Annotated in this window: 11 protein-coding genes; 2 read left to right on the top strand and 9 right to left on the bottom strand. The window is 67.8% G+C overall.

The window, feature by feature from the left end; all coding sequences use genetic code 11:
* Positions 1 to 37 precede the first annotated feature (37 nt).
* Positions 38 to 892: a RecB family exonuclease gene (locus NM2_RS08670; protein WP_084530622.1), complete on the top strand. Its 855-nt coding sequence runs from the start codon at positions 38 to 40 to the stop codon at positions 890 to 892.
* A 7-nt stretch (positions 893 to 899) separates the two neighbouring features.
* Here the strand turns inward: NM2_RS08670 and hisG are convergent, their stop codons facing one another.
* From hisG to metH, 9 genes are all read right to left on the bottom strand, one after another.
* A complete protein-coding gene (gene hisG, locus NM2_RS08665; RefSeq protein ID WP_067666437.1) occupies positions 900 to 1,748 on the bottom strand; it encodes an ATP phosphoribosyltransferase in 849 nt (282 codons plus the stop codon).
* Positions 1,749 to 1,818: 70 nt separating this feature from the next.
* On the bottom strand, positions 1,819 to 2,082 hold the full coding sequence (locus NM2_RS08660) for a phosphoribosyl-ATP diphosphatase (RefSeq protein ID WP_067666519.1): 264 nt from the start codon (positions 2,080 to 2,082) through the stop codon (positions 1,819 to 1,821).
* Between the two features lie 39 nt (positions 2,083 to 2,121).
* Positions 2,122 to 2,676: a GNAT family N-acetyltransferase gene (locus NM2_RS08655; protein WP_218025880.1), complete on the bottom strand. Its 555-nt coding sequence runs from the start codon at positions 2,674 to 2,676 to the stop codon at positions 2,122 to 2,124.
* Between the two features lie 245 nt (positions 2,677 to 2,921).
* The gene (locus NM2_RS08650) at positions 2,922 to 4,769 is read right to left on the bottom strand and encodes a choline/carnitine O-acyltransferase (protein WP_174575615.1); all 1,848 of its coding nucleotides are present in this window, start codon (positions 4,767 to 4,769) and stop codon (positions 2,922 to 2,924) included.
* A gap of 96 nt (positions 4,770 to 4,865) precedes the next feature.
* Positions 4,866 to 5,705: a class I SAM-dependent methyltransferase gene (locus tag NM2_RS08645; RefSeq protein WP_218025879.1), complete on the bottom strand. Its 840-nt coding sequence runs from the start codon at positions 5,703 to 5,705 to the stop codon at positions 4,866 to 4,868.
* An 11-nt stretch (positions 5,706 to 5,716) separates the two neighbouring features.
* A complete protein-coding gene (locus NM2_RS08640; RefSeq protein ID WP_067666431.1) occupies positions 5,717 to 6,607 on the bottom strand; it encodes a HalD/BesD family halogenase in 891 nt (296 codons plus the stop codon).
* A gap of 347 nt (positions 6,608 to 6,954) precedes the next feature.
* Positions 6,955 to 7,617, bottom strand: coding sequence for an HAD family hydrolase (locus NM2_RS08635; RefSeq protein WP_281182419.1), 663 nt, complete (start codon positions 7,615 to 7,617; stop codon positions 6,955 to 6,957).
* 98 nt (positions 7,618 to 7,715) lie between these two features.
* On the bottom strand, positions 7,716 to 9,302 hold the full coding sequence (locus tag NM2_RS08630; RefSeq protein WP_067666429.1) for a serine/threonine-protein kinase: 1,587 nt from the start codon (positions 9,300 to 9,302) through the stop codon (positions 7,716 to 7,718).
* A 74-nt stretch (positions 9,303 to 9,376) separates the two neighbouring features.
* Positions 9,377 to 12,955 carry a methionine synthase gene (metH, locus tag NM2_RS08625; RefSeq protein WP_067666427.1) on the bottom strand — a complete coding sequence of 1,193 codons (3,579 nt, stop codon included), beginning with the start codon at positions 12,953 to 12,955 and terminating at the stop codon, positions 9,377 to 9,379.
* Between the two features lie 205 nt (positions 12,956 to 13,160).
* Here metH and NM2_RS08620 point away from each other — a divergent pair, with 205 nt between their 5' ends.
* The gene (locus NM2_RS08620; protein WP_067666426.1) at positions 13,161 to 14,048 is read left to right on the top strand and encodes a PAC2 family protein; all 888 of its coding nucleotides are present in this window, start codon (positions 13,161 to 13,163) and stop codon (positions 14,046 to 14,048) included.
* Positions 14,049 to 14,052: the final 4 nt, after the last annotated feature.

Below are 14,052 nucleotides of genomic sequence, written 5' to 3'. Positions count from 1 at the left end.
GCGTGAATTGTCGGTGCCCCCGGATAGCCTGCCAGGTATGTCAGCGCCGCCGACGATCACCCCGCCACCGGAGCCAGCGCCCGCGTACGCTCCGGCGCTGTCTCCTTCGCGGGCAATGGATTTCAAACAATGTCCGTTGAAATACCGCCTGCGCGCAGTGGATCGGATACCCGAGCCCCCGGCGCGGCCGGCGGTGCGCGGCACGGTGGTGCACGCGGTTCTGGAATCACTGTACGGGCTACCCAGCGGCGAACGGATTCCCGATCGCGCCGCCGCCCTCGTGACGCCCGCGTGGCAGCGTTTGCTGGCCGAACGCCCAGAACTCGGCGAGGTGGTCGAGGAGGGCGGTCTCGACGATTTTCTGGCCGAGGTGCACCGACTCGTCCAGTCCTACTACCGGTTGGAGGATCCCACCGCCTTCGACCCGGAATCCTGCGAATCGCTGATCGAGGTGAGCCTGCCCGACGGCTCCCCGCTACGCGGTTTCGTCGACCGCATCGACGTCGCCCCCGGCGGCCGCCTGACGGTGGTGGACTACAAGACCGGCCGCTCCCCCGCGCCCGGCAACGAGAACGGCGCCCTGTTCCAGCTCAAGTTCTACGCCCTGATCATGCTGCGCACCCGCGGCGTCGCACCCACCCGGCTGCGCCTGATCTACCTGTCCGACGGCCAGATCCTCACCTACCGCCCCGACGAGGAGGAACTACTGCGCTTCGAACGCATCCTCTCGGCCCTCTGGACGGCCATCAGCACGGCCCTGCGCACCGGCGATTTCCCGCCGAACCACAGCTGGCTCTGCCAGTACTGCGACTACCAGCCGCTGTGCCCCGCCTTCGGCGGCACCCCGCCGCCCTACCCGGGTCCGCCCCGAACCGTGCCGGACCCGCGCTAGCGACCGGCTAGAACCTGCAGGAGCGGATGTCAGTGGCGAGGATGGCTTTCGCGCCGAAGTCGGCGAGTTGGTCCATGACCTCGTTGCTCTGTTTGCGGGGGACCATCGCGCGCACGGCGACCCAGCTCGGGTCGGCGAGCGGGGAGACGGTCGGCGATTCCAGGCCCGGCGTGATCTTCACGACGGTGTCGAGCAGTTCCTTGGGGCAGTCGTAGTCGAGCATGAGGTACTGCTGTGCGAACACCACACCCTGGATGCGGGCGACGAGTTGGTTGCGGCCCTTGTCGCGGCGATCGGATCCGGCGGCCTCGATCAGCACCGCCTCCGAATCGCACAGCGACTCGCCGAACGCCACCAGATTGTGCTGACGCAATGTGCGCCCCGAGCCGACCACATCGGCGATGGCATCGGCGACACCGAGCTGGATGGAGATTTCCACCGCGCCGTCGAGACGGATCACTTCGGCCTCGATGCCACGGCGCTGCAGATCCGCCAGCACCAGATTCGGGTAGGAGGTGGCGATGCGCTTGTCGTAGAGGTCCTCGACCTTCCATTCCCGCCCGGCGGGCGCGGCGTAGCGGAATCGTGAGCCGCCGAAGCCCAGGCTCAGCCGCTCCTGGACCGGCGCGCTGGAATCCAGCGCGAGGTCGCGGCCGGTGATGCCCAGGTCGAGTTCGCCCGAGCCGACGTAGATAGCGATGTCCTTGGGGCGCAGGAAGAAGAATTCGACCTGGTTGGCGTTGTCGAGCACGGACAGATCGCGCGAATCGGTGCGCTTGCGATATCCGGCTTCGGTGAGGATGGCGACGGCGGCCTCGGAGAGAGCGCCCTTGTTGGGGACTGCGACGCGGAGCATGGGGATGTCCTTTCCGGACTCGTGACGGAGGGGTTGTGCGCGACCGCGCGGGCATCGCGCGAGTTATCCGTCACAGATGTCGGTACACGTCCTCGAGGCGCAGTCCGCGGCCGACCATCAGCACCTGCACCCAATACAGCAGTTGCGAGATCTCCTCGGACAGCGCGTCGTCGCTCTCGTGTTCGGCGGCCAGCCAGACCTCACCGGCCTCCTCCAGTACCTTCTTGCCCTGCGAATGCACACCGGCGTCCAATGCCGCCACGGTTCCGGACCCCTCGGGGCGGTTGACCGCACGATCCTGGAGCTCGGCGAACAGGGTTTCGAAAGTCTTCACGGGTCGCCATTCTTTCAGATCCGAGCACAGATCCCGCAATCAGGGACGGTCGATCGCGTAGACGTAGTGGTGGCCGTCGTCGGCGGGACTGTCCGGGGTCATCGGGCCCTGCGCGATCCGACGCATCCCGGCCTTCTCCAGCGCGCGCCACGACGGACGGTTCGCCGCGGCGACCGGAACGATGATGCGGTCCGCGAGCGGGTATTCCAGCCAGGTTGCGGCGATCATCGCGCGAATCATCGCCGAGCCGAGACCGCGTCCTACCCGTTCCGGATCGCCGATGAAGTAGTCGAGCGAGGCCGCCTCGGTCGGCACCGTGATCAACTTCACCAGATCCTCGAGGTACTCCGGAAAGTCGGTCAGCCGACACCGCTGAATCAGGCCGATCGGTTCGGCGTCGGCGAAGATCAGCAGGTCCTCCCCCGGTTCCTCGCCGCGCATACAGGGGCCGAAGTCGCGCTCGACCGCCTCCGGGGTGAATTCGTGGTTCCACCAGCGATGCACATGAGGTTGTGCGAGCCACCCGCACAACAGCGGGAAGTCCGCGGCGGTCAGTCGCCGCCAGGTGAACACGGGCAGGGATGCGCCGGTCATGAGGCCGACGCTAACAGCCCCGGCAGGCCGGATTCACCCGATTTTCGCGCGCCCGAGACAGCTCCCGACACCCGCACCCGCATGCGGATACCACCGCTTGTGTCCGCCGGGCGCCCGCCTCCCATAGGACCTGTTCACGATCCAGGCCGGGATGCTCGGTGCGGCAGCGCCCCCCGCATCGCGGCTCCGGGTGTCCGACTCTCGCGGATTCCGGCGAGCAGCGCCGGAATCCGCGAGAGGAACCGCTATCCGGCGAGCAGCACCTGCAGTTCGGCCACGGCGATCCGCAGCTGCTCCGCGAACGCGTGCATCTCGTTCGCCACCGAGGTCGGTGTGGCCAGGTACAGGTTCCAGCGATCCGGCAGCAGAACGTACGCGACGCCGATGCATTTGGCGCTGGTGCAGCCGAAACCGAAGTATTCGATATTCGCCGACGGCGCGGAGCTGGTGCTCAGATAGTCGTCACGGGTGATCAGCCAGCCGGGGCTGTCGTAGAACGGCATCGGCTCGGTGACGCCCAGTTCGGCGCCGCGACGCCGCTGGATCAGCTGCAACTCCCACAGATGCTGTTCGGGAGCCTTGCCGCTCTGACAATCCTTGGCCCGGGCCACGTGCGCCTGCGCCGCGGTGCGCGCGATCTCCTGTCGCTGCTGCGCGGACAGGGCCGGATCATCCATGGCCGCAACGAATTCCAGAATCTCCGGTGTCACCACGCGCATCGCCTCGGTCCGCCCGTTGCGGTACTGGCGAGTGGCGATCGATTCGTAGGTGGCACCGGTGATGCCCTTGCTGCGCCGGTGCGCGAGCTGATAACTCAACTGCGCGAACGCATCCGGCGAAATGCCCAGCGACTTGGCCCGCTCGGTGCCGAACTCGGGGAAGGAGACCGTGAGGGTGGCGTTGTCGGCGGCAAAGGCCGCGAACGACGCTGCGGCACGGCAAATTTCACCGCGCAGCGCCTCGTCCAGCTGGAATTCGATCGCCTCGATCGGCGCGACACCCTGCGCCCGCGCCCCGGAACGCTCGGCGTGTTCGGTGACGGTCTTCTCCAGCAGCGCGTCCACGAAGGACAGGATCGTGGTGCCGTCCAGCCCGCAGTGCTCGACATTGATTCCGGCGGCGCCGTCGGCGAAGACGATGAAGGACACCGCCTTGTCGAACCACCGGTTTCCGCTGTCGCCGTGCAGCAGCTGATCACAGGCGTGCTGGGTGTCGTGCGGTGCGAAATCCTCCAGGCAGACGCAGAACAGCGCGGTCTCGATCACATCCAGCGCCGCGGCATTCACCGGCTCGGAGCGCAGCGTCGGATACACGCCCGCCCACTCGACCCGAGACAGGGTGGTGAGATGTCCGACCGCCGTGCCGTCCGCGGCCCGGCCGGCGCCGGACTTCATCACCGCGCGCAACCCACCGGCGAGATCCTCTGGCGCGTACGGCGTTCCGGAAGCGTCGAGCACTTCCATCCGGAAGATGTTGCCGCGGAACAACACCACGATGTGCCGGGCCTGCGACGGACCGGGCCACTGCGCGCTGTACGGCACGCGCACGGTGTCCTGCGGATCACCGGGAATCCTGGTCTCGGAGAACAGCGATTTGTTCTGTGCCATCGAAAGATGCTGTCCGCGTTGCACGATCGGCGGAATCAGTTCCTGACCGAGCAGCAGCTTGTAGTCCACCGCCGCGGTGATGATCGCCGCGGCCTGGTCCACCTGCCGCGCACCGGCGGCGTCGTCCGACGTCGCCGCGGACACCGACGCGGCCGAGCGGGCCAGCGGGGTGTCGTCGCGGAAGAGGAAGAAGAAGTTGGCGTTCAACGCGATTCGATCGCGCCGCCCCAGATACCGCGACGGCCAGAACTCGTCCAGCCAGCTGCCCACACCGGGCTCCGCGTCGAACCGCACCAGATCCGCGTGCAGGGCACGGGCCGGGCCGTCCTCGCGCAGCAGATCTTCCACCGCACGGCGGGTCTGCTCGGATTCCTCATCGGTGAGCAGCGGTGCGCACCACTGCAGGAAGCGGGCGCAACTGTCTTCGAGTGTCGGCAGCGGCACGCGCGGCAGCTGGTCGTCGAAGGCGAAGGTGCGATCGGTCACTGGCGGTCCTCGGGGTCGATGGGTACGGGGCCGGTTGGTGAGACATGTGCGCATCGATCATCGCGTCCGGTCGCCGAGCGACCGGACGCGGGCCGATCAAACGGACTCGGAACGTCCGGGCAAGGACGAATCCGGTTCGTACGGTTCGGGTGTCGAATAGTACAACTCGGCGTGCATCCAGCCGTCCTCCTCCACCCCCGTCGGATCGATTCCCTTGGCGGACAAGGTGTTCAGCACCTGATCACGCTCGGCGTCGGAGGCGAACCGGCGCTGGTGGAAGGTGCCGGGCATCTTCCGCGTGTGGTAGCCCAGGCGGGACAGCCGCCGGGCGATCGGCTCGTAGTCGTACATCCGCAGCACGAAATGCGCCATCCAGGGCAGGCGCTCGCCGTGCGCGTGCACCACCTGCAGCAGCGTGCGGTCGGTGACGTAGCCGATGCATCCGGTGGAGATCACCATGTCCGTGGACGCGAGCACCGCGCGCTGCGCCGCGGTCGGCGGACCCGATTCCAGGTCGGCGTGGACCGCGTCGTGCAGCAGCCCGGCCGCGGTGGCGTACGCCAGCGCGGGCGCGGAGGCGTCCATACCCACGAAGCGTACCTGCGGATGCCGGTCGCGAGCGGCGAGGCGAGCGCGGTCGCGCTTGATCCGGGCCGCGGTATCGCCACCCCGGTAGTGCTCGGCCAAGTGCGCGACGCTGGTGTCGAAGCGCAGCAGCGCGGCGTTCACCCCGTAAGAGCATCCGATGTCCAGGACCGTCGGCGCGGTCCCGGCGGTGGCGCGGTAGTCCGCGATGAATCTCTCGAAGTGCGGTTTGGCCAATTCCGGTATCCGATAGCCCAATTCGGACATCCGGAGGTAATAGTCACGAGGATCGGTACGGTCGTAGATATCGTCGAACGAGGCTTTTCCAGTGCTGTGCAAGGAAACCGGCACGGGCATCCCTCTCAGTCGAGTAATCGGTCGCCGCGCACGGATCGGCCCGCCGCGGCCAGATGGTCCGGCAGGACCCGCCCGAACAGCTGCCTGGTGCGCTCGGCTGTGCCGATCACCCCGGGACGCTCGTTGTAGGCGAAAATCGCGGTGTGCCGCTGTCGATTTCCCGCGACCGGCGACACCCGGTGCAGCGAGAACCGGCCCTGGAACAGCTGCAGATCCCCTGGTCGCAGCTCGAGCCGTCGTACGAGTTCGTCCCCCGCGCCGGTCAGCACCGCGCGCACATCGTCCAGATTCTCCGCCCGCGGGGACCGGATCCCCGGGCAGTACTCGAAGATTCCGCCGTCCTCCGGCGACTGGGTCAGCATCGACACGGTGAATTCGTTCGTGTCGAAATGCCACGGATGCGACATTCTCGGCGACACCACGTTCAGGCACAGCCCGGCGAGCGGGTCGGCGAACTCGTGCAATGCGGGCAGTTCGAAGCAGTCGGCGAGGAATCGCCGGAACAGCGGACTGCCGTACAGGATCTGGATGAGCGCCTCGGGCGGAATGAGATCGCGTGCGACGAAGGCGTTTCCGCGCTCGAGCACGATCCGGCCCGGATGATCCGGCGGCAGATCCGCATCCAGCGGGATGTTGTACGCGTTCACTCGCTCGACGCGATAGTAGGCCTTCGGGGCGAGTGCGACGCCCTCGGTCCGCAGCGCCTCGAGCAGCTCCGGGCGGATGAATCCCCGGAGCACACAGCAGCCGTCCCTGCCGAGTTCGGCCCGCGCCGCGCCGACCACCTCGTCCCATGCCGCGGATCGCCGCTCCCGCAACGGATACCGAGCGGTATCGATGACCGCTTCCAGGGTGCCCGAGTCGTCCTGTCCCGAACCGTCTTCCGATTCATGCACCTGCGCCCCCTGTCGCCGTCATGGCGACCATTGTGACCCGGAGACGCAGCGCCCACGGCAATTCGGACAGATCGTTGGCATAAATCACAAACTGGCGAGTAGCCGTGCGCAACAGCGCCATTCATGATCACAAGCGATCGGACCGACCGCCCCGTATGTATTGTTGCGGCGGTCAGCCAGGCAACCGATACGCGACGACCCACCGGAGCGGCCGGAGCGGAGACGGCCCGAATTCGCCGGAGACGAAGCTTGTCGTGCCCGAGATCTCTTGATGGACTGGACAGTTCACCATCGATCGAGCGCGCGGTCCCGTCCGCTTCCGGAACGCCAGGACTTCCAGCGGCAGCTCAGACGAGCGCGTCCAGATCGGCGATCGTCAACCCGATCAGGGAATCGCGGAAGGTGTAACCGTCCGCGGGCGGGACCGGAATCTCGCACGGGATCACCAGCACCGCGCAGCCCGCGGCCGCCGCGGACGCCGAACCGGTCGGCGAATCCTCCACCGCCACACAGTGTTCGGGCACGACGCCGAGCAGTTCGGTGGCCCGCCGGTAGGGGTCGGGCGCGGGTTTGCCGTGCGCCACCTCGTCACCGCAGACCGAGACGTCGAAGTTCTCGCGGCCGAGCGTGTTCAGGCACACCTCGGCGACCTCCCGCTGCGTATTGGTGACCAGCGCGGTCCGCAATCCCGCCGCACGGACCATCCGCAACGCCTCCTGTGCGCCGGGGCGCCAGGGAATCGGACCGGCCATCAACTCGGTCACACGTCGCTGGAGCCACTCCCCCGCCTCGGCCATCCGCACCGGATCGGGCTCGAGTCCCAGACCGGCGAAGATGATCCGCAGCGCGTTCGACGCGGCGGAGCCGATCAGCGCGTGCCTGGTCTCGTCGGTCATCTCACCGCCGAGTTCCACCGACAACTCGCGCACCGCGATATCCCAGAGCTTCTCCGAATCGAGCAGAGTGCCGTCCATATCCCACAGCACGGCCTTCGCGGCGGGTACGGACACCCGGCGACTCCCTTCCTCGATCATCACGCCGCCCACAGGGTATCGGCCGGATACCGGCGGCGCGATCCTGCCCGGCAGTGGCCCGGCCGGATCTGCGCTCAGCCCACCTGGGAGTCGGTGATCAGCGTCTGACCGTTGACCGTCGCGACGCGGCACCACCGCCGCTCCGAGGTGACCTGCCCGTTCTTGTAGTGGTAGGTGATCGTCCCGGTGGCCGTATCGCCACTCTGTGAGACGTCGGTGACGGTCACCGAACTGAATTCACCCCAGAACTGCAGGTAGTTGTCGTATCCGCCGGACGAGGACTGATATCCGGACGAGAGTAGCGCCCACGCGGCCGCCGCATTGCCCGGCAGCATGCCGTAGTAGCTGGTCATGAACCCGGCCGGGTCGGCGGGCGCTGCCGAAGTGGTGGTCGCGGACGTCGTGGTGGTCGTACTCGACGGCGTCGCGCTCGCCGTGGTGGTCGGCTCGTCGCTGCTGGTGCTCTGCGCACCCGCGGCGGGTGGGACCGCCGCGGCGGAAGCGGACTTGGGCGACGACGCACCGGCGACCGTGTTGCTGTCGTGACCGCCGCCCCGCAGCATCACGACCAGTCCGACGATCGCCAGCACCACGACGACACCGGCCGCGGCCAGGACGAGCACCCGGCGGTTGGCCGTCAGCGGCGCGGTCGCCTTCGACTCGGCCACCGGTGCCGCGCCCGGCGTCGTCCCGCCCGGGCCTTCCGCACCGATGTGCAGGGTCGGGTCGGCGGCATTGCCCACCGCCGCGCCTCCGGCCAGCACCGTCGTGGCGGCCTCGGCATCGACCGCACCGGATTTCGGCAGGATCTTGGTGGCCGAGGGCGGCGGCGCCACGGGTGCGCGTCCCTCTGCGACGGCCTCGAGTTCCTTCTGCGCCTCGACCATGGTCGGCCGGTCGCCGGGCTCCGCGGCCAGCAGTCGCATCAGAACCGGACCGAGCGTGCCCGCGCGCTGCGGGGCGGGCACCTCCGCCCGCACCACCGAGTGCAGCACGGCCAGCGGATTGTCGCCCTCACCGAACGGCGGCTGCCCCTCCACCGCCGCGTACAGCGTCGAGCCCAGGGCGAACACATCCGACGGGGATTCCGGGTTCTCGCCGCGCGCGACCTCGGGAGCCAGATACGCGGGTGTGCCCGCGAGAAATCCGGTGGAGGTCACCGTGACATCGCCGACCGCACGGGAAATGCCGAAATCGGTGATCTTCACCGCACCGTTGTCCGCGACCAGAATGTTGGCCGGTTTCACATCGCGATGCACGATTCCGGCGTCGTGCGCGGCGGCCAGCGCGGCGGCGACGCACGCCCCGATCCGGGCCACCTCCTCGGGGTCGAGATGGCCCTTGTCCCGCATCAGCGTGGCCAGACTCGGCGCGTCGACGAATTCCATGACCAGCCACGGCTGGCCGTCCTCCTCCGCGACATCGAATACCGTGACCGCGTTCTGATGATGCAGCCGCGCCGCGATGCGTCCTTCGCGCATCGCGCGCATCTTCGCCTCCAGCGCCTGCGACCGCGTCAGGCCGGGTGCGAGCAGAAGCTGCTTCACCGCGACGGTTCGCCGTAGCCGGACGTCACTGGCCCGCCAGACGACCCCCATTGCCCCCGAGCCGATGGGATCGCCCAGCCGGTAACGTCCCGCAATCAGCCGGTCTGATGTCATGTTCTCGTGCCCCTCCTACGCTTGCACGCCGAGCCACCCTGCCACTCTGCGTGAAGCCCGGAAACTCAAATATCTTACGCGTTAAAATATTTCGCTTCCGGATGCAGTAGGACGAACGCATCCGTCGACTGCTCCGGATGCAGTTGCAACTCGTCGGACAGTGTGACACCGATCCGCTCGGATTCGAGAATCGACACCAGTTTCGCGCGGTCCTCGAGTTCGGGGCACGCGCCGTAGCCGAATGAGTAACGCGCGCCGCGATATCCGAGCTTGAAGTACTCCTGCACGTCGGCAGGGTCGTCGTCGGCCACGGCATGCCCGTCGAGCACGAGTTCCTCGCGAATCCGGCGGTGCCAGTATTCGGCCAGCGCCTCGGTCAGCTGCACGCCGATACCGTGCACCTCGAGGTAATCGCGGTAATTGTTCTGTGCGAACAACTCGTTGGCGAAATCGGCGATCGGCTGCCCCATCGTGACGAGCTGGAACGGCAGCACGTCGACCTGTCCGGTTCGTGCCGCGAGTTCGCGCGAACGGATGAAATCGGCAATACACAGGAAACGGTCGCGTTGCTGGCGCGGGAAAACGAACCGATAGCGTTCCGGCGCACCGGGATCGGGCTCGGCGAGCACGATCACCTCATCGCCCTCGGAAACCGCGGGGAAATACCCGTAGACGACCGCGGCATGGGCGAGCACGCCGTCGGCGGTGAGCCGGTCGAGCCAGTACCGCAGCCGCGGGCGGCCCTCGGTTTCGACCAGTTCCTCATAGCTGGGACCGTCGCCGCCGCGCTGGCCGCGCAGACCCCACTGGCCCAGGAACAGCGCGCGCTCGTCGAGCAGACCCGAATACTCCTGCAGTGAAAGCCCCTTCACCACCCGGCTGCCCCAGAACGGCGGCACCGGGACGGGCAGATCGGCGGCCACGTCGGACCGCGCGGGCACCTGCACGGGCACCTCGGCCGCCTTGCGTTCGGCCGCAATGCGTTTGGAACGTTCGTGCCGGGCCTTGCGCTCGGCGGCCTTCTCCCGCGCGGCGATCGCCTCCGGGCTGTCGGCATCGATGCCGCCGCCGCGTTTGATCGTCATGATCTCGTCCATCAGGCGCAGGCCCTCGAACGCGTCGCGCGCGTAGTGCACATCGCCCTGGTAGACCTCGGTCAGGTCGTTCTCGACGTACGAGCGGGTCAGCGCGGCGCCGCCCAGCAACACCGGGAACTGATCGGCCATGCCGCGGGTGTTGAGTTCCTCGAGGTTCTCCTTCATCACCACGGTCGACTTGACCAGCAGGCCGGACATGCCGATCACATCGGCCTTCTTGTCCATCGCGGCGTCCAGGATCGTCGCGATGGGTTGTTTGATGCCCAGGTTGACGACCTCGTAGCCGTTGTTGGACAGGATGATGTCGACCAGATTCTTGCCGATGTCGTGCACGTCGCCCTTGACCGTGGCCAGCACGATCCGGCCCTTGCCCGAATCGTCGGTGGCCTCCATGTGCGGTTCCAGGTACGCGACCGCGGCCTTCATCACCTCCGCGGACTGCAACACGAACGGCAGCTGCATCTGACCCGAGCCGAACAGCTCGCCGACGGTCTTCATCCCGGACAGCAGCGTCTCGTTGATGATCCGCAGCGGCGGCACCTCGGTCATGGCCGCGTCCAGATCGGCCTCGATATCGTTGCGCTCACCGTCGACGATGCGCCGCTCGAGCCGGTCGAACAGCGGCAGCGCGGCCAGTTCCTCCGCGCGCGAAGCCCGCGAGGAGGCCGTCGAGACGCCCTCGAACATCGTCATCAGCTTCTGCAGCGGGTCGTAGCCATCGCTGCGCCGGTCGTAGACCAGATCCAGCGCGGTCTCGCGCTGCTCTTCGGGAATTCGGCTGATCGGCAGGATCTTGGAGGCGTGCACGATCGCCGAATCCAGTCCGGCTTCGACGCATTCGTGCATGAAGACCGAATTGAGCACCTGGCGCGCGGCCGGATTCAGGCCGAAGGAGATGTTCGACAGGCCCAGGGTGGTCTGCACATCCGGATGCTTGCGCTTGAGCTCGCGGATGGCCTCGATGGTCTCCAGACCGTCGCGCCGGGATTCCTCCTGGCCGGTGCCCAGGGTGAAGGTCAGCGTGTCGATGATGATGTCGCTCTCGGCCAGGCCCCAGTTGCCGGTGATGTCGGCGATCAGGCGCTCGGCGATCTCGACCTTGTGCTGCGCGGTGCGCGCCTGCCCCTGCTCGTCGATGGTCAGCGCGACCACCGCTGCGCCGTGCTCGGCGACCAGCGCCATGGTCTTCTGGAAGCGCGAGTCCGGGCCCGCGCCGTCCTCGTAGTTCACCGAGTTGACCGCGCAGCGGCCGCCCAGATGTTCCAAACCCGCTCGCAGCACCGGGGTTTCGGTGGAGTCGAGCATGATCGGCAGGGTCGAGGCGGTGGCCAGGCGGCTCGCCAGGGCCACCATATCCTTGGTGCCGTCGCGGCCGACGTAGTCGACGCACAGGTCCAGCATGTGCGCGCCGTCGCGGGTCTGGTCCTTGGCGATGTCCAGGCACCTCTGCCAGTCCTCGGCCAGCATCGCCTCGCGGAATGCCTTGGAGCCGTTGGCATTCGTCCGCTCGCCGATCATCAGCACCGACGCGTCCTGCTCGAACGGCACCGCGGTGTACATGCTCGACACGCTCGGCTCGTGCACCGGCTCGCGGCTGCCCCGGGTGGCGCCCTGCACCGCCTCGGCGACCTGACGGATGTGCTCGGGTGTGGTGCCGCAGCAGCCGCCGACCATCGCCAGGCCGAACTCGCTCACGAAACCGCTCAGCGCGGCCGCCAATTCCTCTGGCGTCAACGGGTATTCGGCGCCATTGGGACCCAGCACCGGCAGACCCGCGTTCGGCATCACCGACACCGGCAGCTGCGCGTGCTTGGACAGGTGCCGCAGATGTTCGCTCATCTCGGTCGGGCCGGTGGCGCAGTTCAGGCCGATCATGTCGACCCCGAGCGGCTCGATCGCGGTCAGCGCCGCGCCGATCTCACTGCCCACCAGCATCGTTCCGGTGGTCTCCACGGTGACGTGGGTGATGATCGGGATCCGGCGGCCCGCCTGGGCCATCGCCCGGCGCGAGCCGGTCACCGCGGCCTTGACCTGCAACAGGTCCTGGCAGGTCTCGATCAGGATCGCGTCGGCGCCGCCGTCGAGCATGCCCAGCGCGGCCTCGGTGTACGCATCGCGCAGGGCGGCGAACGGCGCGTGGCCCAGCGTCGGCAGTTTGGTGCCGGGCCCCATGGAACCCAGCACGTACCGCGCGGAACCCGCTGCGGTCGGGCCCATCTCGTCGGCGACCTCGCGGGCCAGGCGGGTGCCGCGCTCGGACAGGTCCCGGATGCGGTCCGAGATGTCGTAATCGGCCAGATTGGGCAGGTTGCAGCCGAAGGTGTTGGTCTCCACCGCATCCGCACCCGCCTCGAAATAGGCGCGGTGGATGTGCCGCAGCACGTCCGGACGGGTCTCGTTGAGGATCTCGTTGCAGCCCTCGAGGCCGCGGAAGTCGTCCAGCGACAGATCCGCGGCCTGCAGCATGGTGCCCATCGCACCATCTCCGATCACGACACGCCGGGCGAGCGTGTCGAGCAGGGTGGTATCGAACTCGGCGCGAGGGGACACAGACATGTACTAGAGGGTAATGGGAAGCACGGACAAGTCCGACGACAGCGCCGGGTCCCCGGCACCGGAAGTGGTCCGCGCCACACTCGATCCGATGCCCGGTCGGCCCGCCACACCGTATGCCCGGAATTCGCAAGCCACCCCGCCCAACAGGACACGCTGTCGGCAATTTGCCATGAACAGCAGGGCCTGTACACCGTAGGCTGACCGGGTGAACGCCAGTGCATCACCTGATCCGGACCTGCCTACGCTGCGCGATCCGGTGCTCGTGGCCGCCTTCGAGGGCTGGAACGACGCCGCCGACGCCGCCAGCGGCGCCATCGAGCATCTGGAACTGATCTGGGACGCCGAACCTCTCGCCGAGCTCGACTCCGAGGACTACTACGACTACCAGGTGAATCGGCCGACGGTCCGCCAGGTCGACGGCGTGACCCGCGAGATCCAGTGGCCCGCCACGACGCTGTCGGTGTGCTCGCCACCGGGCAGCGACCGCGACGTGGTGCTGTTACACGGCATCGAACCGAATATGCGATGGCGCAGTTTCTGCGACGACATCCTCGAACTCGTGGAGCAGTTGCGGGTGACCACCGTGGTCATTCTGGGCGCGCTGCTCGCCGACACCCCGCACACCCGCCCCGTGCCGGTCACCGGAACCGCCCACGACAAGGAGGCGGCCGAGCAGTTCAACCTGGAGCAGACCCGTTACGAGGGGCCGACCGGTATCACCGGCGTCCTGCAGGACGCCTGCGTTCGCGCGGGTGTCCCGGCCGTGTCGTTCTGGGCGGCCGTACCGCACTACGTCTCGCAGCCGCCCAATCCCAAGGCCACGATCGCCCTGCTGCATCGGGTCGAGGAGGTGCTCGACATCGAGGTCCCGCTGGGCGAGTTGCCCGCCCAGTCCGAGGACTGGGAGTCCGCGGTGGACGAGATGACCGAGGGCGACGACGAGGTCAGCGAGTACGTACGTTCGCTGGAGGAACGCGGTGACGCGGCGGTCGATCTCAACGAGGCCATGGCCAAGATCGACGGCGACGCCATAGCCGCCGAGTTCGAGAAGTACCTGCGCCGCCGCGGCGGACCGGGCACCTTCGGCATGTAACTTC

Origin of the sequence: Nocardia miyunensis NBRC 108239 (assembly GCF_001613065.1) — a bacterium.
Classification (GTDB): domain Bacteria; phylum Actinomycetota; class Actinomycetes; order Mycobacteriales; family Mycobacteriaceae; genus Nocardia; species Nocardia miyunensis.
The sequence above is the reverse complement of the archived record's forward strand: the minus strand, read 5'-3'. Positions and strand labels throughout refer to the sequence as shown.